This window comes from Acinetobacter sp. 25-47-130 (genome assembly GCF_056779705.1).
In genome coordinates this window covers 1-21,258 of record NZ_JBWYII010000002.1, presented here as the reverse complement: position 1 = coordinate 21,258, position 21,258 = coordinate 1, and the positions used below count along the sequence as shown (strand labels likewise).

21 protein-coding genes are annotated in these 21,258 nt (G+C 39.1%); 11 read left to right on the top strand and 10 right to left on the bottom strand.

All coding sequences use genetic code 11. The features are described 5' to 3' along the window. The first annotated feature begins 125 nt into the window (after positions 1–125). The gene (locus AC1M83_RS03785) at positions 126–1,685 is read left to right on the top strand and encodes a MoaF-related domain-containing protein (protein WP_481590066.1); all 1,560 of its coding nucleotides are present in this window, start codon (positions 126–128) and stop codon (positions 1,683–1,685) included. Between the two features lie 218 nt (positions 1,686–1,903). Next, positions 1,904–2,080 (top strand): DUF7230 family protein, encoded by a 177-nt coding sequence (locus AC1M83_RS03780; RefSeq protein ID WP_481590065.1) that lies wholly within the window; start codon positions 1,904–1,906, stop codon positions 2,078–2,080. A 273-nt stretch (positions 2,081–2,353) separates the two neighbouring features. Here the strand turns inward: AC1M83_RS03780 and ptsP are convergent, their stop codons facing one another. Together ptsP and AC1M83_RS03770 are read right to left on the bottom strand one after the other, a co-directional pair. Further along, positions 2,354–4,648 carry a phosphoenolpyruvate--protein phosphotransferase gene (ptsP, locus tag AC1M83_RS03775; RefSeq protein WP_035264179.1) on the bottom strand — a complete coding sequence of 765 codons (2,295 nt, stop codon included), beginning with the start codon at positions 4,646–4,648 and terminating at the stop codon, positions 2,354–2,356. 98 nt (positions 4,649–4,746) lie between these two features. Next, a complete protein-coding gene (locus tag AC1M83_RS03770) occupies positions 4,747–5,217 on the bottom strand; it encodes an RNA pyrophosphohydrolase (RefSeq protein ID WP_035264177.1) in 471 nt (156 codons plus the stop codon). A 183-nt stretch (positions 5,218–5,400) separates the two neighbouring features. Here AC1M83_RS03770 and AC1M83_RS03765 point away from each other — a divergent pair, with 183 nt between their 5' ends. Together AC1M83_RS03765 and AC1M83_RS03760 are read left to right on the top strand one after the other, a co-directional pair. After that, positions 5,401–6,051 carry an HAD family hydrolase gene (locus AC1M83_RS03765; protein ID WP_180028639.1) on the top strand — a complete coding sequence of 217 codons (651 nt, stop codon included), beginning with the start codon at positions 5,401–5,403 and terminating at the stop codon, positions 6,049–6,051. 184 nt (positions 6,052–6,235) lie between these two features. After that, positions 6,236–6,487: a DUF2789 family protein gene (locus AC1M83_RS03760; RefSeq protein WP_180028640.1), complete on the top strand. Its 252-nt coding sequence runs from the start codon at positions 6,236–6,238 to the stop codon at positions 6,485–6,487. A 70-nt stretch (positions 6,488–6,557) separates the two neighbouring features. On the opposite strand, the gene AC1M83_RS03755 is transcribed toward AC1M83_RS03760, so the two are convergent. Together AC1M83_RS03755 and AC1M83_RS03750 are read right to left on the bottom strand one after the other, a co-directional pair. Beyond that, complete coding sequence (locus tag AC1M83_RS03755; protein ID WP_035264171.1) at positions 6,558–7,415, bottom strand: LysR family transcriptional regulator; 858 nt, start codon at positions 7,413–7,415, stop codon at positions 6,558–6,560. A 131-nt stretch (positions 7,416–7,546) separates the two neighbouring features. After that, on the bottom strand, positions 7,547–7,783 hold the full coding sequence (locus tag AC1M83_RS03750; protein ID WP_035264169.1) for a DUF2061 domain-containing protein: 237 nt from the start codon (positions 7,781–7,783) through the stop codon (positions 7,547–7,549). 235 nt (positions 7,784–8,018) lie between these two features. On the opposite strand from AC1M83_RS03750, the gene leuC reads away from it, so the two are divergent. From leuC to leuB, 4 genes are all read left to right on the top strand, one after another. Then, a complete protein-coding gene (leuC, locus tag AC1M83_RS03745; RefSeq protein WP_481590202.1) occupies positions 8,019–9,467 on the top strand; it encodes a 3-isopropylmalate dehydratase large subunit in 1,449 nt (482 codons plus the stop codon). A gap of 14 nt (positions 9,468–9,481) precedes the next feature. After that, on the top strand, positions 9,482–10,132 hold the full coding sequence (gene leuD, locus AC1M83_RS03740; protein WP_481588649.1) for a 3-isopropylmalate dehydratase small subunit: 651 nt from the start codon (positions 9,482–9,484) through the stop codon (positions 10,130–10,132). Positions 10,133–10,229: 97 nt separating this feature from the next. Then, positions 10,230–10,808: a hypothetical protein gene (locus AC1M83_RS03735; protein WP_179998722.1), complete on the top strand. Its 579-nt coding sequence runs from the start codon at positions 10,230–10,232 to the stop codon at positions 10,806–10,808. 30 nt (positions 10,809–10,838) lie between these two features. Beyond that, on the top strand, positions 10,839–11,918 hold the full coding sequence (leuB, locus tag AC1M83_RS03730; protein ID WP_481590064.1) for a 3-isopropylmalate dehydrogenase: 1,080 nt from the start codon (positions 10,839–10,841) through the stop codon (positions 11,916–11,918). A gap of 27 nt (positions 11,919–11,945) precedes the next feature. On the opposite strand, the gene AC1M83_RS03725 is transcribed toward leuB, so the two are convergent. Both AC1M83_RS03725 and infA read right to left on the bottom strand, forming a co-directional pair. After that, positions 11,946–12,263 (bottom strand): hypothetical protein, encoded by a 318-nt coding sequence (locus AC1M83_RS03725; RefSeq protein ID WP_481590063.1) that lies wholly within the window; start codon positions 12,261–12,263, stop codon positions 11,946–11,948. Positions 12,264–12,592: 329 nt separating this feature from the next. Then, positions 12,593–12,814, bottom strand: coding sequence for a translation initiation factor IF-1 (gene infA / locus AC1M83_RS03720; protein ID WP_004692529.1), 222 nt, complete (start codon positions 12,812–12,814; stop codon positions 12,593–12,595). Positions 12,815–13,042: 228 nt separating this feature from the next. Between infA and AC1M83_RS03715 the strand changes: the two genes are divergently transcribed. Beyond that, the gene (locus AC1M83_RS03715; protein WP_035264130.1) at positions 13,043–14,050 is read left to right on the top strand and encodes an AraC family transcriptional regulator; all 1,008 of its coding nucleotides are present in this window, start codon (positions 13,043–13,045) and stop codon (positions 14,048–14,050) included. Positions 14,051–14,098: 48 nt separating this feature from the next. On the opposite strand, the gene truA is transcribed toward AC1M83_RS03715, so the two are convergent. From truA to asd, 4 genes are all read right to left on the bottom strand, one after another. After that, a complete protein-coding gene (truA, locus tag AC1M83_RS03710) occupies positions 14,099–14,896 on the bottom strand; it encodes a tRNA pseudouridine(38-40) synthase TruA (RefSeq protein WP_035264128.1) in 798 nt (265 codons plus the stop codon). 8 nt (positions 14,897–14,904) lie between these two features. Then, entirely contained in the window at positions 14,905–15,882 is a 978-nt protein-coding gene (locus tag AC1M83_RS03705; protein WP_481590062.1) for an asparaginase domain-containing protein, read from the bottom strand. A 37-nt stretch (positions 15,883–15,919) separates the two neighbouring features. Next, entirely contained in the window at positions 15,920–17,842 is a 1,923-nt protein-coding gene (locus AC1M83_RS03700) for a hypothetical protein (RefSeq protein ID WP_481590061.1), read from the bottom strand. A 284-nt stretch (positions 17,843–18,126) separates the two neighbouring features. Beyond that, positions 18,127–19,245: an aspartate-semialdehyde dehydrogenase gene (gene asd, locus AC1M83_RS03695; RefSeq protein ID WP_035264122.1), complete on the bottom strand. Its 1,119-nt coding sequence runs from the start codon at positions 19,243–19,245 to the stop codon at positions 18,127–18,129. 186 nt (positions 19,246–19,431) lie between these two features. On the opposite strand from asd, the gene AC1M83_RS03690 reads away from it, so the two are divergent. Further along, on the top strand, positions 19,432–20,556 hold the full coding sequence (locus tag AC1M83_RS03690) for an endonuclease/exonuclease/phosphatase family protein (RefSeq protein ID WP_481590060.1): 1,125 nt from the start codon (positions 19,432–19,434) through the stop codon (positions 20,554–20,556). 371 nt (positions 20,557–20,927) lie between these two features. Continuing rightward, a partial coding sequence (locus AC1M83_RS03685; RefSeq protein ID WP_481590059.1) for a hypothetical protein occupies positions 20,928–21,258 on the top strand: 331 nt, incomplete at its 3' end.

Below are 21,258 nucleotides of genomic sequence, written 5' to 3'. Positions count from 1 at the left end.
ATTCGCCTTGTTGCACTGCCACATCCGCAGTATGACGAGGGGGAATATGGCACTTTTGCTTTAAAGCTTATTTAAAAAATAAAGATCAATAAGAACCATAGATAAATTTATCTCATGAGGCTGATATGACAAAACTCCTAACCACTAGTTTATTTGTGACCACCATTGCTTTAAGTGGCTGTAATGATTCTGATGATAAAAGTCCAAAAGATTCATCAAATCCATCTCCACTCACTTTGCAGACTTATACTCCTGGAGAGGATGCTGTTTTTGCCGTTGCATCAACTTTAATTTCAGGAAAAAAAGATGCTATTTTGGTCGATGCTCAATTTCAGAATCAATACGCTAAAGACGTAGTCAATCTGATTAAGAAATCAGGTAAAAATTTAAAATATATTTATATTTCCCATAGTGACCCTGACTATTATTTTGGAACCAATGAAATTTTAAAAGCATTTCCAAATGCTAAGGTTGTTTCAACCGCGCAGACAGCTTATTTGATACAAGCCTCTAAAGAAGATAAGTTATCAATTTGGCAGCCACAATTAGCAAAAGGCGATGCCCCTGAAAAGATTATTATTCCTGAAGCCTTAAATTCAGGATATATGGAATTAGATGGGCAAAAGATTCAAGTCCAACTTGATCCAGAAGATTCCACACATAGTTTCTTATGGGTTCCAAGTTTAAAAACGGCATTGGGTGGTATTTCGGTCGCTTATGGTGAGCATTTGTGGATGGCCGATACCAATGGTGTGCAAGGGATCGATCTTTGGAAGAAGCAAATTGATAAAATACTGAGTTTAAATCCTGAAAAAGTGATCCCAGGTCATTATGTAAAAAGTGACTTTTCACCTAAGCCATTGGATTGGATTAAAGGGTATTTAACGAACTTTAAAACAGCAGTTACTGAAAATCAAAGCTCGGAAGGGATTTTTGGATATATGAAAGCAAAGTATCCAGATCTTGAGTCGAGTGAAGAAGTGCTAAAAATGTCTGCACAAGTATTTGCCAAAGAAACCGATTGGAAAGTTGCATCTCCTTATCCGCCAATAGGACAAAAAATTCAAGTCGATTTTACGAGTTTGAAATTTGATCTTGATGTCAAAGACCATCAAAACCTAACTTTTACAGGTGCCGGTGGCGCAGTTGGGCCAGATCTTTCTGAAGCGGTAAAATACACACCTGTTGAGATTGCAAAAAATATTTTTATGGTTTATTGGCATGAGGATAAATCAGGAGATAATGTCGTTCATATTCAAGATTATAATCGAGATGTCGTTTACACCAACATTGCTGGGAATGATGGAACAATTCATCTTAAAGGCAAAATACAGGGCGTCAAAGGTGTAATCAAGGACATCGGTTTACAACAAGCATTGAACAAACCATTCTTCGCTATTGGACAGACTTTGGTGTTAAACATCAATGGTCAAACGCGGCATCTTGAATTCAAAGACCAAGGTCTTTTAAATATCGCATCAGGACAAAATACATCTGCCAATATTGAATATGTAGCCACACAGGTTGGACCTGAGCAGTTTATGGTGTATTGGACAGATGATGCGACTAAAGAAAATGTTGTATTAGTCATCGATCAAAAGCAAAAGATCGTTTACCAAAATATCGCAATGCCAGATGGAAAATTTAATCATCATCGAGGTACATTTAGTCTTCTACCGGAATAATGATGATTTAGTCCTTTCTATGCTGTGTAAGAGCACCTTCGGGTGCTCGAGTTATTGATCAATTTAACATAGAAAAATGGCAGAGCTAATTTGAAACATTGTATACCTTCGATGTAGGTCATTGAAAAAACCATTATCAATTTGCTTGTAAAACATACAAAAAAGCGTAATATCGCTTTCCCATCATGAAGGATGGGTAAACTGAAGGCGATTAAAAAATGGCAAAGAAAAAAGCGTTGTCAGAGGTTGTGATTCACAACTTTGTGGCAAAACATATGCATGAAGTCAACAAAAGCCGAGTGTTTGTCGATCGAAAGAAAGATGCAAAACGTGGCTACAGCAAGCATAAAAAAGGGAGATATTCGAATGATTATCTCCCTTTTTTATATGCCTAAACACGTGAAGGTTAGTCTGCTCCACCGATACTTCCACCGCAATCTATATCAACATGTGATGATAATTCGCTCATTTGGTGTTCAGAATTCATCGTTGAGCCATGACCTAGCGTATAATTTGAAATAGGTTTGTTAGGTGTTGAACTACTTTTTAATTTACTAATATATAAATGAAATAGAATTACCGAGATCGCTACGATCAACATGAAGATAAAAAAAGCCAATTGATCATGTTGTTACTCAGCTCTTTCTCTGCTTAAACCGAGATTCATATTAGGCATTTACAATACGATTCGATTTCACCATATCCGCTAAACCATGATGACGGAAATAATATTCCATCCAACTTTTCACAATGAGTGGATTACTCATTTTCACCACTTCATCTAAAAGCGTTTGCGCATCTACCATTGGAACATGACAAATTGCTTTACGGACTCTGAGAATATTGCTCGAACTCATTGAAAGTGTATTAAAGCCCATGGCCATCAGTAAAATTGCTGAGAGTGGATCGCCAGCCATTTCACCACAAATACTGACAGGTTTGTCATATTTATGACACTCTTGAACTAAGCGTTGCAATGCTCGAAGCACTGAGGGATGGAAGTGAGAATAAACACTCGATACACGTGGGTTATTACGGTCGACTGCCAACAAATATTGGATTAAATCATTCGAACCCACTGAGAAGAAATCAACTAATTCTGCAAACTCACCAATTTGAAGTAAAACACTAGGTACTTCCACCATGATGCCAATTTTAGGACGATTAATTTTAACTTGTTCTTCTTCCTGAACCGCAGCTAAGTCACGCTCAATAATATAAAGCGCTTCTTCTACTTCACTGACGCTGGTGATCATTGGCAGCAAAATATGCAAATTATTCAAGCCGACACTGGCTTTTAACATCGCACGAATTTGTGAAGAGAAAATCTCAGGATGATCCAAGGTAAAACGAATCCCTCTCCATCCTAATGCTGAGTTTTCTTCTTCTATTTCGAAATAAGGTAAATCTTTATCTGCACCAATATCCAAAGTACGCATCACGACTGGTTTATTGGCAAAGTGACTAAGTTGTTGACGGTAAATCGCTCGTTGTTCTTCTTCACCCGGGAAACGATCACGTAACATAAATGGAATTTCTGAACGATAGAGTCCGACACCTTTGGCGCCGCGTTGTACACCACGCACGACATCAATCATTAAACCTGTATTCACAAATAAGCGTACTGCAACACCATCAGGAGTGATGGCATCTTTGGTTTCATACTGTTTAAGATCTTTGGCGATTTGTTCTTCTTCTTTTTGGATGTCACGATAACGTTGACGTAAACGACGTGGTGGATTGATAAATACACGTCCTTGATAGGCATCAACAATCATTTCCACATCATCAAGTGTGGTTACTGGTAGCTCGGTGACCCCAACGACTGTCGGGATACCCAAAGCACGTGCCACAATCACCATATGTGAATTGGCAGCCCCTTCAGACGTCACAATCGCTGCAATCTTATCGACAGGTAGTTCAACCAATGCTGCCGTACTGATTTCCTCACCCACGATGATACTGTCATTACTCAGTTCACGATGACTCAGATCATCTTCTTGAAGTGCTGCTAAAATACGACGCCCAAGGTCTTTTAGGTCTGCAACACGTTCTCGTAAATAATCGTCTTCCATTTGTGCAAAGATTGCCACATGACGATCAATAACGTGTTTAACTGCACCTTGAGCCCAGTGACCATCACGGATTAACTCTTTGATTTCAGCAGGCAGGGCATTCTCATCCAACATTCTCAAGAATACGCTAAATAATGCACGTTCCTCAGACATCAAAGAATCTTGCATTTTATCATCAAGTGATTGAATTTCTTGGCGAACTGAATCAACCGCATGATCAAGTAATTCAAGCTCTTCACTGATATCTTCAGCTTCGCGGTCAGGTACTGAACCTAAATCTGCGGGTGGATAAAGAATAAGTGCACGACCTAATGCAATACCACCTGCACCTGATGATCCTTGAAATGTTTTATAGGTTGGAGAATTATTTGGCTTACGGAAAACATCAATATTTCCAACTGCATGCGCATGCGCGATAACGCCAGAAAGTTGCGCACAAAGTGTGACTAAAAAGGATTCAGCAGCTTCGCTAAAGTCTTGTGGTTCAGTATTCTGAACCACGAGAACACCCATGACTTTTCGACGATACATAACAGGAACGCCAAGGAAAGAGTTATAAATCTCTTCACCCGTTTCTGGGAAATACGCGAAACGCTCATGTTTAAACGCATTCTCGATATTGACGATTTCCTCGCGTTGCCCAACAAGTCCGACCAAACCCTCACCCAACTGCAGTGAGACATTGCCAATGGATTCAGCGTTTAAGCCTTTGGAAGCCATCAGAACATAACGTTGGTTACGTTCATCAAGTAAATAAATAGAGCACACATCTACATGCATTGCTTCAGAAATTTGGTTGACCATAATTTCTAACGAATCATGCAAACTGACAGACGCATTGATTTCTTGGACAATGCGCCGTAAAGAGTCTAATTGCATGTTCGACATGTAGCGGTGCTCCTCTTAAAGGGATGTAATTATGGTGATTATTCAAATAGTCGAAATAAAAATCAAACATTTAAATTCAATGTTTAATATAAATCATGCTATGGCAGATGCATACACAATTCCAACATGGCACGACGGTAAACATCTTTTTTGAAGTTCACCACTTGGCCTAGTGGATACCAATAGCTGACCCATTGCCATTGATCAAACTCTGGCGGATCATTTAAGTTCAACTGAATATGATTCGTTGACGCGACTAATTTCAATAAAAACCATTTTTGCTTTTGTCCGATACACACAGGATCAGAATCTGATCTGATGTAGCGAAGTGGCAAACGATAATGTAACCAACCTTCGGTCTGAGCAATTATTTGGACGTGCTCCGGCAATAACCCGACTTCTTCACGGAGTTCCCTGAAAAGTGCCTGTTCTGGAGTTTCACCAAATTGGATGCCTCCTTGAGGAAATTGCCAAGCATTGTGACCAATGCGTTTTGCCCATAAAACTTGTCCAATATCATTTGCCAAAATGATCCCGACATTCGGTCGGAAACCTTCTGAGTCGATCATTTGGCACCTAAAATTTATTAAATTCGTTGACTTTGGGTTCGGGGGCATCCACTCTCTATGCCCAACTCGAAAAGTTCAAAGTAATAATGTTTTAAAATTGCTATGATCTTAACGAATTTCTATCGACTAGCGGAGATAGATTTACATTTTTTTTCTTAAATTTCAGTTTGAACGAGTAATTTCATGAAATTGGCGTTGTTTGATTTAGATCACACCTTGTTAAATACCGACTCTGACCATTCTTGGGGCGAGTTTTTAGTCAATGAAGGCTTGGTTGATCCAGTTCGACATCGTGCCATGAATGATAAATTTTATGAAGATTACAAAGCGGGACAACTTGATCCAATTGCCTACAACGAATTCGTATTTGAATTTTTAACACAACATGACAATGAGTATTTAACCGACTTACATCAGCTTTTTATGCAAAAAGTCATTCGTCCACAAATGCGCCCAGAAGGGTTTAAAGCCATTCAGCGTCACAAAGATGCTGGGCATCAATTAGTAGGGATTACCGCAACATCAGATTTTATTACTGCACCTATTTTTCGTGAATTTGGTATTACAGAAATTATTGCAACCAATGCAGAAGTGGTTGATGGTAAATATACGGGTAAAGTCATTAATATTCCGTGTTATCAAAAAGGTAAATTGGCACGATTAGATCAATGGCTTGAGGGACGAGACGTTACTGAATCATGGGCATATTCAGACTCTATTAATGATCGATTCTTATTGGAATATGCGGATCATGCGATTGCAGTCAATCCAGATGATCGTCTTGAAGCATTGGCTAAAGAGCAGGGTTGGGATATCCAAGACTGGTCCATTTAAGACAATTTTATTCTCAAAATTCAAAATTGCTAAAGCCATTGTATCAATGGCTTTTTTTCATTTATTAGAATTGAAATAACTTGAGATGAAATTCAGCATAAATTTACAGACGCTTTCATCGCTTGTTGATATCTTATGCGGAAACAATTAACTTAAAATTAATCAAAATCATAAGGAATACAGGATGCTAAATACAGAGCCAAGAATGACCAACTTATTTGAGCAATTAGGATTGGATTCTAGCGAGCAAGCTATTGCAGAATTTATTGAAACACATCAGTTAGAAGCTGAAACCTTTTTGACTGAAGCAAGTTTTTGGTCTGAAGGTCAACGTCAATTTTTGAAAGAAAAATTATGTTCAGATGGTTCATGGGCATTAATTATCGATCAGCTCAATGAGTCTTTACATGAAGATTCATTGAAGAAAAAAGCTTAAGTAGCTCACTTGTCTTAATAAAGTAAAAAGTCATCTTATTAGATGACTTTTTAAATATCGAGTGCCGAAATTATTTCATTAAATCAACCAGTGCCTTGGCTGCCTTAGATTGGGTGCGTCCCGGATGCCAAACCATACCCAATTGACGCTGCATTTCTAAATTAATATCCAGTCTGACCAAGTCTTGATTGACTAAAGTACTTGGCAAGACAGACCAACCTAACCCAATAGAAGCCAACATGCGAATGGATTCAAGCGGATTATTGCTCATGGACACTTTAGGTTTTAATCCATTTTTTTCAAATTCTGCAAGGGTGATCTGCGCTGTATATGTTTGAGCTGCAGGTAATAAACTTGGATACTGCATGAGATCTTCAAGGCTTAAATTTTTCATATTTGCCAATGGATGAAAAACTGCAGCAACGAAAACCAAAGGATCACTCCATAAAGGAACATATTTTAAACGTTCATCTAGGACAGGGGGTAAGGTTAAGAATGCCAGCTCAAGGTCACCGGCTAACACTTTTTCATGCGCTTGTTCTGAATCTACAAAATGCACATCTAATGTCACATCAGGATATTGCTGAACATAGCTTTTTAAATGTTGCGGTAAATGATGTAATCCAATGTGATGGCTGGTACCAACTTTGAGCTTTCCTTTAATCTGATTTTGGTCGTGGCTTAAGGTGTGATGAATATCACCTAGTTCATTTAACCAATTTTTAACTTTAGGAAGCAGTGAGTGAGCCGCATGCGTGGCTTGTACACCTCGGCCAGCAGATTCAAATAATTTGACACCAAAATAATCTTCTAAACTATGGATACGTTTGGTGACAGCAGGCTGAGTGATAAATAGTTGATCAGCTGCCATAGAAATCGAACCCGTTTCCATGACTTTTATAAAAGCTTCAAAGGCAGCAAGATTCATAATTTAAACTCGGTTATGAAAATATTATTTAATTATAAAATAAATTTATATCTATTGCGAAGTAATTCTTCATAAACTGTTGCAAAAAAAGCCGCATAGTGCGACTTAGATGAGGAGGATCACAGGTGAAACTATGCGACGATATTTTCTTCCTGTTGTATCGTTTTTTTCTCCCACACGCGTTCGTGAATGAAATAAGCTACGGCTTGTACAGTAGGCTCAAGTAAACTCAAAGTAATTGCCATCCAAATGCTGCCTGTGACAAGGTAGCCTACAATCATGGCTACCGTAATGTGCATAATGTAGTAGCTTAATGTTTTTTTGAACATGCGTTGATTATCTTCAACAAATTTTTGAATATGTGCCATGTGAACATCCTCAGTTGGTGGTGATCTTGGAGATGTTTAAATGATAAGCATTCTTATTTAATCTGTAAAAGCGAATATTGTTTTTAAATTAATCGTTTTTATAGATGGTTTTTGCTGTTTAAATTGATTCTAAAAAGTTTTTAAACTAATAAAAATGATAAATTAGATTTATGTGAATAGGCCGTTATAATCGTAATTAATGACAGAATTACCCAGTCCAGTGGAGCAAATCGACATGGCAGGCGAAACCCAAAAAGCAGAAACTCAAACAAAAAAAACGTTGTACGATAAATTGTGGGACGATCATTTAGTTAAACAACGCGATGATGGTTCTTCTTTACTTTATATCGATCGTCACTTGTTGCATGAAGTGACTTCTCCACAAGCTTTTGAAGGCTTACAACTTGCAGGACGTAAACCTTGGCGTTTAAGTGCAAACGTGGCAACTCCTGACCATAACGTACCAACGTCTACGAAAGAGCGTTCTGAAGGGATTGCGGGGATCGAAGATGATACTTCACGTATCCAAGTGCAAACTTTAGATGATAACTGTAAAACATTTAATGTTGCACAGTTTGATATCAACGATGTCCGTCAAGGGATCGCACACGTTGTTGGACCTGAGCAAGGTTTAACTTTACCGGGTATGACGGTTGTTTGTGGTGACTCTCATACAGCGACGCATGGTGCGTTTGGTTGCTTGGCACACGGTATTGGGACATCAGAAGTTGAACATGTATTGGCAACGCAATGCTTAGTTCAAAAGAAAATGAAAAACATGTTGGTACGTGTTGACGGTAAATTAGGTCAAGGCGTAACACCAAAAGACGTGGTTTTAGCGATTATCGGTAAAATCGGTACAGCTGGTGGTACAGGTCATGCCATCGAATTTGGTGGTCAAGTATTCCGTGATATGTCGATCGAAGGTCGTATGACGGTGTGTAACATGGCGATTGAAGGCGGTGCCCGTGTCGGTATGGTGGCTGTTGATGAAAAAACCATTGAATACGTAAAAAATCGTCCATATGCACCGAAAGGCGAGCAGTGGGATCAAGCGGTTGCGTATTGGAATACTTTGCATTCTGATGAAGGTGCACACTTTGATACAGTGGTTGTATTACAAGGTGAAGATATTGAACCACAAGTGTCTTGGGGTACATCTCCTGAGATGGTGATTCCTGTTTCTCAAGCAGTACCGACTTTAGAACAAGCCAAAGATGATGTGCAACGTAACGACTGGACACGTGCTTATCAATATATGGGCTTAACCGCGGGTCAAGCATTGTCTGATATTAAATTGGATCGCGTATTTATCGGTTCTTGCACCAACTCTCGTATTGAAGATATCCGTGCGGCAGCTGAAGTTGCAAAAGGCAAAAAAGTTGCAAGCACGATTAAGCAAGCGATGGTTGTTCCGGGTTCTGGCTTAGTCAAAGCACAAGCAGAAGCTGAAGGTTTGGATAAAATCTTAATAGAAGCTGGTTTTGAATGGCGTGAGCCGGGTTGCTCAATGTGTTTAGCAATGAACGCAGATAAATTACAACCGGGTGAGCACTGTGCGTCTACTTCAAACCGTAACTTCGAAGGTCGTCAAGGTAATGGTGGTCGTACACATTTAGTGAGTCCAGCGATGGCAGCAGCAGCGGCAATTGCGGGTCATTTTGTTGATGTACGTTCATTCTAAGAGGAGCAAACAACATGAAAAAATATACCGTTGAACAAGGTATCGTTGCACCTTTAGACCGTGCCAATGTCGATACAGATTTAATTATTCCAAAACAGTTCTTGAAATCAATTAAGCGTACAGGTTTCGGCGCGAATTTGTTTGATGAGTTACGTTATTTAGATGAAGGCTACTTGGGGCAAGACAACTCAAAACGTCCTTTGAATCCAGATTTTGAGTTGAACAAACCACGTTATCAAGGTGCTTCAATCTTGATTTCACGTGCCAACTTTGGTTGTGGTTCAAGCCGAGAACATGCGCCATGGGCTTTAGAAGAATATGGTTTCCGTACCGTAATCGCACCAAGCTATGCAGACATTTTCTACAACAACAGCTTTAAAAATGGCATGTTACCAGTGATCTTGTCTGAAGAGATTGTGGATCAATTATTCAAAGAGTGTGCAGCACAAGAAGGTTATCAGTTAACGATTGATCTTGAAGCACAAGAAGTGCGTACGCCTACAGGCGAAGCATTTAAATTTGAAGTTGATCCATTCAGAAAGCACTGTTTGTTGAATGGTTTAGATGATATTGGTTTAACGTTACAAGCGGCAGAAGACATTCGTGCTTATGAGGAAAGAACTAAAGCTGTTCGCCCATGGGTATTCCAAGAAATCAAAGCGTAACTGATACTTAAAGCTATAGTGCTCTGATTCAAGTCTTGCTAATATCGGTGCAAAATTATTCTTTTAGTTTTGCGCCGTTTGGTGAGGTTGGGCACAAATGAAGGCAAAAGTTTTATTACGCTATGCGTTTTTCGGATTGTCTGTCGCCGTTTTATCCGCTTGTCAGACCGTAGACCGATTACAACTGAAAAAGATTAAAGAAACGCCTGAAACCAGAAATCATGCTTTGATTTATTGCTCAGGAACGCTGAATTGTGAGTTTGAAAGATTCGATGAGCATCCCATTGTTGATGCTCAATCTCGAAGATTAGATCAGCGTGCGATCAAGCAAGGTATCGTGCGATTAAATGCTGGCTCTTTGAAAGATCCGCAAGCCTTATATCTTTCAGTTCCTGCTGGACTGCATGAAGTGGTGGTTCGCTTTTATCCGATTTCAGAGGAAAAAGCAGAAACTATTAATGTCATCCATCGCTTCGAAGCAAAAAAAGATTACCGATTTGTAATGTTTAGAGATCGAAGCAGTGGGAAAAAAAGTTTACTTGATGCTTCTGCACCAGAGCCATTATGTGTTGACTTGTTGCAAGAGCAACAAACCATTCGTCGTTTCTGCAAACCCTATAATGTTCTCAATGGACTAGGTGAGTTTGTGGAACAAAAAAATTTAAAAACACGTTAGTTCATACTAACTTTATAAATGGAAAATCTCATGTCTAAACAAATCTTGATTTTAGCTGGTGACGGCATTGGTCCTGAAATTGTAAAAGCAGCTGAACAGGTCCTCACCCGTGTCAATGAAAAATTCAATCTAGATTTAACATGGGAACAAGGTTTATTGGGTGGCGCTGCAATTGATGCGCATGGTTCACCTTATCCAGAAGTTACCTCTGAACAAGCAAAAAAAGCAGATGCGATTTTGTTAGGTGCTGTTGGTGGTCCGAAGTGGGACACAATTGAGCGTTCAATTCGTCCTGAGCGTGGTTTATTGAAATTACGTAGCGAACTTAACCTTTTCGCTAACTTGCGCCCAGCGATCTTGTATCCTCAATTGGCAGATGCTTCAAGTTTGAAACCTGAAATTGTTTCAGGCTTAGATATTTTAATTGTCCGTGAATTAACTGGTGGTATTTACTTTGGTCAACCACGCGGTATTCGTGAATTAGAGAATGGTGAGAAGCAAGGCTTTAATACCGACGTATATGCAGAGTCAGAAATCAAACGTATTGCTAAAGTGGCGTTTGAAATGGCGAAACTACGCGGTGGTAAAGTGTGTTCAGTGGATAAGGCGAATGTTCTTGAAGTCACTGAGCTTTGGAAACAAACAGTAACTCAGTTACATGCTGAACAGTATGCTGACATTAACTTGTCACATATGTATGTCGATAATGCAGCAATGCAATTGGTTCGTGCACCTAAACAATTTGATGTGATCGTAACAGGTAACTTGTTCGGTGATATCTTGTCTGATGAGGCAGCGATGTTGACTGGTTCAATCGGTATGTTGCCATCAGCTTCTTTAGATGAAAATGGTAAAGGGATGTATGAGCCTTGTCATGGTTCAGCACCAGATATCGCAGGTCAAAATATCGCAAACCCATTGGCAACAATTTTATCTGTTGCAATGATGCTTCGATATACGTTCCGTCAAGAAGCTGCAGCAAAAGCGATTGAAGATGCAGTAGGGAATGTTTTAGATCAAGGTTTACGTACAGCTGACATTATGTCTGAAGGCATGAAGAAGGTCGGGACAGTTGAAATGGGTGAAGCAGTTGTTGCATCGCTTAACTAATTTCAGTTGATTCATTCAAAACGCAGCTTATGAGCTGCGTTTTTTATTGCCGAGCTTTTGAAAGCGATATTGTTTTTTTAAGCTAAAAACACTTGAGCAAGTCATTAGGTTATCGTAGTACTGATTTACTGAAGTTGTCTGCACAGGAATCATAAAACCATTTTCATCTCTCATCGAATTTCCCATTGGACTCGAGGCGTTGACTATACGTTCAAAAGTCAAAATTGCCCGCTCAGTTTGAATCACAAGATCAGACTTCAGATTAATGTTAAAAGAATTCAAATCGGTAGTTTCCCGAATATGTTGTATATCTTGCCCTACAAATTGTGAAACATAAGTGTTCATATTTTTTTGTTTTGAAAATTTGCTGTTTGGCACGCCGTAAATAGGAAAAGTGTAAATATGCAGATGAGCAAAACCACAATTTATTTAATGCGCAAAATAGTGGGGCAGTACGACGATTTTTTAGATTGAATGTGCAAATGGGCTTTGTTGGTATATATGATTGGATAGTAAATTAATAAATAGTGAGTTTAATTATTCTATAACATCTGAGTATTGATCTTCTCACAAAGACAGACGATTGCTTTAGTAGAATGGATCTCCTGTAGTTTATAAAATAAAAGTACAAAAACAAAAAAAGCCACTCAATGTGGCTTTTCGCTTACTAACACTTAGCGTGCACGGTAAGTAATGCGACCCTTAGATAAGTCATAAGGTGTCATTTCAACTTTAACACTGTCGCCAGTCAAAATACGAATATAGTGTTTACGCATTTTACCAGAAATGTGTGCAATTACTTCGTGACCGTTTTCTAAACGTACACGGAACATAGTATTAGGAAGCGTTTCGGTGACAACGCCTTCGAACTCGATAAGTTCCTCTTTATTGGCCATAGCCTACCTGATGATCAAATTGGAAAGGCGCAAATTATAGGCAAAATTTTAGAAAAAAACAAGGTTAAACCAAGTTCAGTCGGCGTTTCTATGGTCAAACTTGTCGAACAAACAAATAAAATTTTTAAACAAAAAAATGCTTAACTATGTTGTCAGTTTGGTCAATCGACTGTAATCTAATTCATAAGTTTTAAGTAAATATTAATAACATACAAGGAAGGGCACTGCGTGAGTCAGCTAACTGATGCTTCGGTTGTTCTACGATTAGGTTATCAAGCAATTCGTCGTGCTGGATTGCCCACAGAAGAAATTTTAACAAAAGCGGGTGTGGCCTTAAATCAAGTAGATCAAAATGCGCGTACGCCTTTAAGCGCGCAGTACGCTTTCTGGGTTGCTGCCGAAGAAGTCAGTAAAGATCCAGATATTGGTCTACATTTAGGTGAGCATTTACCACTGTATCGTGGTCAAGTGATTGAACATCTTTTTATTTCATCTGAAAATTTTGGCGAAGGCCTCAAACGGGCTTTAGCGTATCAACGTCTAATTAGTGATGCATTTCATGCCAAATTGGTTATTGAAGATGATCGTTGCTACCTAACCAATGGTGAACAACCTTTCTCTGAAAACCTAGTCAATCGTCATTTTTCTGAGTGCGCGATTTCAGGCATTTTAAGATTCTTCAAATTTATTACTGAAGGTCGTTTTCAACCTATATATATCGATTTTAACTTTAGCGAGGGTGCTTCAGACGATGAGTATTTCCGTGTATATGAGTGCCCGGTAAGTTTAGGTCAAAAAGAAACGCGACTTTATTTTGATCCTGCAATTTTAGATTATGTACTTTGGCAAGCCGAGCCAGAATTACTTCAACTGCATGAGCAGTTGGCGATTGAAAAATTACAGGAGTTGGCTCGATACGATTTAGTGGGTGAGGTGCGCCGTGCTATTGGATCAACACTTGAGAGTGGAGAAACAACGCTAGAAACTGTGGCAGCTCAGTTGAATATTACCCCACGTCGTTTGAGAACACAGCTCAGTGAAGCTAATACAAGCTTCCAGCAAATTTTATCTGACTATCGTTGTCGTTTAGCTAAAAAACTTTTGGCAAACACCAATGAAAGCGTAGAGAGAATTGTCTATCTGACGGGTTTCTCAGAACCAAGTACGTTCTATCGTGCCTTTAAACGATGGACCAATGAGACACCTGTTGAATATCGTAAGCGTAAACAGCGCTAAAAAAGTCCCTTCTTATGAAGGGATTTTTTTCAATTCAAAATAAAAAATCTATTCAGGCATGTTTAACCAATGAGGGCCTAGCGGAACTTTAGGCAAGTTAAACTCTTCAGGATAGTGTGCTTGGATAAAGTAAAGGCCGTCAGGTGGTGCTGTGATCCCTGCTGCTTTACGGTCTTCTGCTGCGAATATTTCATCAATATGGTCAATGTCGTACATCCCCTGACCAATTTCCAGTAAACAGCCCATAATATTGCGAACCATGTGATGTAAAAAACCATCTGCTTGGATGTCAAGAACAAGGTAAGCACCGTGTTTGATGAGTTTGCAATGGCTCACATGGCGTACAGGTTGGTTGGATTGACACGCAGCAGCTCGAAAACTTTCAAAGTTATGAGTACCCTCAAATTTTGAGGCTGCAGCAATCATTTTATCTACATCAAGTGGGTAATAAGCATGCGTTACTTGTTTGTGGAGTAAGGCAGGGCGCATGGGGCTGTTATAAACGACATAACGATAACGGCGAGCCTGCGCTTTAAAGCGTGCATGAAAATCACTATCCATTTCTTGAATCCATTGGATGGCAATATCTTTAGGGAGTGTACTGTTAGCCCCCATAAGCCAGCCACGAATTGGACGTATTGCATTTGTGTCAAAGTGAGCCACCATATTTGTGGCATGAACACCTGCATCTGTTCGACCCGCACCATGCAAAATGATGGGTTCATCAGCAATTTTGCTCAACACTTTTTCCATGGTTTCTTGTACGCTCGGCACGCCTGGTTGCTGTGTTTGCCAACCTCGATAACGAACGCCACTAAACTCAATTCCGATTGCAAAACGTGGCATTTGAACCTCTAATTTGATGAATCATACCAATGCTGTAACCATTGATCTGTGGAGGGGTATTGTAAATACATTTTTAGAATTTTGGCATAAAGATCGGCATCACTGAGTGTATCGTCGATCAAAATATCAGATGCTTGAATCCAACTGCTAATTGCATAGCGTTGATCTAATTCTCCAAACATGACCTGACTACTTAATACAATATGGCAGCCTAAGGCACGAAGCTGCTTCAAAATATCTGTGGTATCCGCATTAATTGCTAAATTACCGGTTCCATATGCTTGAAGTATGAGTACATGAGGCGGGTTGTCGATAAAACGCGTTAAATGCTGATTGAATAATTTGATTTCAATGGGGCGAAGACTCAGATTCGCAATATTGAGTTGTGTCGAGCGTTCAATATGTTGCTCAGTAATGTCGACAAAAGAACTTGATATGGGCTTGATGACATTTGTAAATGCTTCGCCACAAAATGCATTTAGTGCCGTGCGATGAGTCTTGACTGCAGTTCTGGCATGAAAAATTTGATGGTTAAAGCATAAGTAAACACCATCAGACACATTTTCCATATGTTGGATGGCATGATTCAGATTATCTAAAGCATCGCTCGATGGATGCAAAGATGTCGCTGCATGATTGAGCAGAGGAAATTGGCTACCTGTGATAATGACTCGACACGTATCATGGAGAAATCGAGAAAGAATAGCCGCAGCATAACTCATGGTATCGGTACCATGAATGACAATAAAATTTTGAAATTGTTTAGCTTGCAATTGTTGAATTTTTTGGATTAACAGCAACCAATCACGCGCCGTACATGCACTACTGTCTTTAATCTCATGAGCCTGAACAAGCTCGATTTGATTTTGAACGGGCAAAATTTCTTTTAATTGCGGGAAAAAATCGGCAGCAGGCATAGGCGCTAAAGGTTCACCAACGCAACCAAATGTCCCACCCATATAGATTAAAGCTATTTTTGAACTCATAAAAAAAGCAGCCTGATTAGACTGCTTCATATTAAGATTAATTGGAATCAGATTCCATGCTCTCTCGGAGTTTTGCTGCACGCATTTTTTGTTCGTCATTGTAATGCGATTCATATTCCGTAATTAATTTTTCTGCTTCATCAAACGCGCCAAATTTAATGTATTGATCCGCTAAATCTAAGTTAAGTTGAATTTCATCAACGTTGAGTAATTCAGGAAAACGTTGTACAAGAGGATCATCAGGACGATTCGGATTCATTTTTATCGCAGATGTTTCATGCGAATGACTCTGTTGCACATCCACGTTTTCATCTGATGAATTGAGGTCAAAATTAAACTCGTTTGTCGGTTCAATTGAGCTTTCTATTGTAGATTTTGAATCAAGATTTTCCTCAAAGTCGAAAGTTACAAAATCTAAATTTTGATCATTCACGCTTTGTTCTGGAACTTTTGCTGAGCTAGATATTTCAGCATCAAAGTTAAAATCATCTGAAAGATCAAAAGTGAGTTCATCCTTAGATGTTGTTTGAGAATGAGGCTGTTCCGACTGATCTGAAAAGCTAAATTCCAATGGATCTATTTCAATATTCAGTTCTTGTGGATTTTTTTCTAATGGAGAAGAGCTCAGTGCTGAATGAGAGAGATCTGTTTTTTCAACCCATTCTTGACTTAAATCAAGTGTGAAGTCGAGATTTTGGATGGACTCATTTTCTGAAGCAAGGTTCTCAGCATCAGTTGAGTGCACTGATGCTGTTTGTGATTTATTTTCAGACTGAAAACTGGAGAAATCTAAATCAAACTCTAAGGGTGCGCGATCTTCAGTCGATTGATTGGTTGTTTCAGATTCAGTCTGTGTTTGAGCATTTGGCTCGAAAGTTAAATCTGTCGTTATAAATTCTAAAGGTGTTTGCTCTTTTGATGCAGGAGTCTTCTCATCATCTTGCTCGAATGGGTGTTGTGAGGTTGGTTGCGGTGTATCTTCCATAAAAAAATCGAGTTCAAAATGCTCGTTTTGCGATGGAATCTGTTGTTCAGTTGCCTGCTGATTTTCAGCCTGATCAGAAGGGAGCTGGTCAATGATTTCTTCATTGGTTTTATTGAGCGTAAACTCTTCTGCTAAATCCAGCTGTTCTGAGCTAAATACAAAATGAGCAGTAGGTTCAGCAGAGACATGCTCCGTTTCTTCCTCAGGAGTGCTTTTCTTCTCTTTGGCTTGTAAGGGATGTGGGTATTGTTCTGTTTCAAACACAAAGGTTGAGCTTTGAGAAGGAAGAGAAGATTGCTCTGTGGTCTCATTTGTTTCAGTGGGTGTGCTTTCCTGAGTGCTATGTTGTTCATCCTGTGATTTGATGAGATGATCAAAGGCTTGTTCTGATTGAACTGCAGGAATTTCAGTTATAAAACTGGTGCTATGAAACTGTGCAGCATGACGAGGCTGATTCTCGGTGTTCGATATATCCCGTGATTCTTTCGCAATTTCTTTATTCTGTTCCGCTTCTTTTGCAGCTTTAAGTTTGTCTTCAGCTTCATCCGCAATGTAATGTAATCCAGTGGAGCGTAAATAATTACTTAATTGTTTTAAAGCAAATTCATCATTCTGTAGGATGTGAATATCAATCAAATACGAGTAAAGCTCATGTTGTCTAGGATCACGATTCAATGCTTGATTGATTTTTGCTTCGGCTGACATATAGCTTTCTGATTGAATTAAGTATTCAATGCTGGCTTTAAGTTCATCAGCCACTGGTTCGGCACTTAAGTCTTGTGGTGCGCCATGACCGTGCTGTGAATAGGCTTGTTGTGGGGTGGAGCGAGTTTTAGGGCTTTTCTTAGCGCGTTTTACACTCACATTTTTTTTAGATTTTGTTGATCCTGTGTCACCATTTTTTTGTTTATCCTCACGTTTTTTGAGCACCAGTGCGATTAACAGCAAGACGACAAATGGAATGACATACAACATAATTTTTCCCCTTCATTGAATTCAATGAATTTATTGCAAATCTAATACCTGAGTGCTCGAAATATTGGACTGTTTTTAATCTCGATTTTTTATATTCTCAGTTCATCATTATGCATCGATCAAGATGTTCGAAATAAGAAGTGATGAGATTGTAATTTAACTGTTTTTTGTATAGATGTCATAATATTTCCTTTCAAATAGCACTCCAAGTTCTCATCAATTCAAATTGCATAAAAAAAGCCGATCTAATCAGACCGGCTTTTTATTGAAGTGACTATTAAAAATTAAGCATTTTTATAGTCAATCAAGATGCGTAGCATACGGCGTAAAGGTTCAGCAGCACCCCAAAGTAATTGGTCACCAACAGTGAACGCGCCTAAATACTCTTTACCCATATTAAGTTTACGTAAACGACCTACTGGAACAGTAAGCGTGCCTGTTACTGCAACAGGTGTAAGATCAGTCATTGATGCTTCACGTGTGTTCGGCACAACTTTAGACCAGTCATTTGCACTTGCAATGATGTCTTCAATTTCATTTAAAGGAACATCTTTACGAAGTTTTAAAGTCAATGCTTGTGAGTGACAGCGCATTGCACCAATACGTACACAGTGACCATCAATAGGTACAATTTGTGAATTACCAAGAATCTTATTGGTTTCAACTTGACCTTTCCATTCCTCTTTCGATTGACCGCTTTCAAGCTGTTTGTCGATATAAGGAATTAAAGAACCTGCTAAAGGTACACCGAAGTTTGCTGAAGGGAATCCTTCACCACGTTGTAATTCAGCAATTTTAGAGTCGATATCTAAAATTGGAGAACGTGGATCGTCTAATAGATCTTTTGTATTGTTATACAAATAGCCCATACCTGTGATGAGTTCACGCATGTTTTGCGCACCCGCACCAGAAGCAGCTTGGTAAGTCATTGAAGTCGCCCATTCAACAAGATTGTTTTGGAACAGACCACCAAGACCCATTAACATCAATGAAACAGTACAGTTACCGCCTACAAATGTTTTCGTACCTTTTACCAAACCGTCTTTGATCACATTCATGTTGACTGGATCTAATACGATGATTGCTTCATCGTCCATACGCAATGTAGATGCAGCGTCAATCCAGTAACCATTCCAACCATCAGCTTTCAACTTAGGGAAAACTTCAGTGGTATAATCACCACCTTGGCAGGTAATAATGACATCCATTTGCTTCAGACTATTAATGTCTGTCGCATCCATAAGTGCTGGGGCAGTTTTACCACCAAACGCAGGGGCTTCACCACCTGCATTACTGGTAGAGAAGTAGAATGGCTCAAAATGAGCGAAATCATTCTCTTCAACCATACGTTGCATAAGGACGGAACCAACCATCCCGCGCCAACCGACCAGACCTACTTTCATGTCACTTTGCCTCGGTGCGTTAAAATAAAAAAGGGGGTTCGAGTGTATCAAAAGAGTGTATAACTGCAAGTGGTACACAATCAAAACAGCAAATATATTGTGCAATATATCTTGTTTATGTTACATGCAAAACTAATATAAATTTATGAATCATCGAAAAATTAAGAATATATAAAGAGAAGCGCTATGCTATGGATTGAGATACTGGCTGTTGTTGTGATTTGGTTAAGTTTTTGGTCTTTGATTCCGCGTGATGAGTGGTGGTTTCGAGGTGCCGATTTTCCAAGACTACAAATTTTAGCCCTAGGCTTTATCGCATTTATCCTCCTGTTGATTTGGGATGGGGGATGGGATTTAAGACGCCAAGTCATATTTGTTGGATTAATTGCTGCATTAGCATATCAATTGAAGATGGTTTTGCCTTATACCTTAATTTGGAAAAAACAGGTGAAACAGGTCCAACCAGATCAACTTGATCCATCAAAGCAAATCTCTTTAATTGTGTCGAATGTTTTAACACCAAATACAGAATATCATCGTTTGATTGAACAGATTCATCAGCATCAACCCGATATCGTATTGACGCTTGAAACAGACCAAACCTGGCAGAATGAACTTTCAGTCATCGAAGCGGATTATCCTTATCGTGTTCCAGTACCTTTAGATAATCTCTATGGAATGCATCTCTACAGTAAGTTGGAATTGAGTGATACCGAAGTCAAATTCATACTGAGTAATGAGATTCCTTCTATTCATACCACAGTGAAATTACGTTCTGGACAGCCAGTTCAATTATATTGTTTACATCCCAAACCGCCGAGTCCAACTGAAGCCAAAGACTCTACATTACGTGATGCTGAATTGTTGATTGTGGGTGATCAAATTAAAGACTTGGATGAAAGTTGCATTGTCATGGGAGATCTAAACGATGTGGCATGGTCTCGTACCACACGATTATTTCAACGTATCAGTGGTTTGTTAGACCCGCGTGTTGGACGTCATTATGTCAATACCTTCCATGCGGACTATCCGCTATTACGATGGTCACTCGATCATGTATTCCACAGCACTGATTTTGCTTTGGTGAAAATGGAGCGATTACCGCATATTGGTTCGGATCACTTTCCTGTGTACGTTGTTTTACAAACTGGACGACAATTTGAGCAAGTACAGCAAGAATTAGAACAGACGGATGCTGATGAGCAAGAGGCTCAGGAGGCGATTCAAGAAGGTATTGCGAAAGCTGAGAAAGAAGAGAAACAAGTGACAGATGAAATTGCGCAAGATTATAAAGATGGCAAACAAGTGTGAATGGATGCGTGTAAGAAATTGCTTACAATGAATGTGTCTGTTGACCCATAGTCACGAAGCGAGCTTAAGCGTAATCTAAGCTTATCGGCACAGGGAGTGGGAATGGAATGATCCCAATATGGAAGACGACGCCGACGGAAAATCATCATGGAGATGATGTAGGAAAGGAAAGCCAATAAAACAATAATATGATTTTTGAAAAGCACAACCTCATCGACCCGAGTTTTACAGGATGTAGAACTCGGGTTTAGTTTATGGTGGATTTAAACGTTTATATGCATACAGGTCGAATGAATTAAATCTCGTTATTCAGCTCTAATCTTTTATTAATGCTATGATTTGCCAAAATGAAAATATTGAGCAGATGGGGTATGACTTTGTTTCTTAAAAATATGAAAGACATAACTACAAGCAAATCCTTCGCTTCGATCGTTATGTTAAATGTACTAATGAGTACCAATGTTTTTGCACAAGAAGCTGATGAAAAAATGATGGATGCGGTTGCATCTCAAGAACGGGTCGCGAACACTGAAGCTAAAGAAGCTAAAGAAGCTAAAGAAGCTAAAGAAGCTAAAGAAGCTAAAGAAGCTAAAGAAGCTAAAGAAGCTAAAGAAGCTAAAGAAGCTAAAGAAGCTAAAGAAGCTAAAGAAGCTAAAGAAGCTAAAGAAGCTAAAGAAGCTAAAGAAGCTAAAGAAGCTAAAG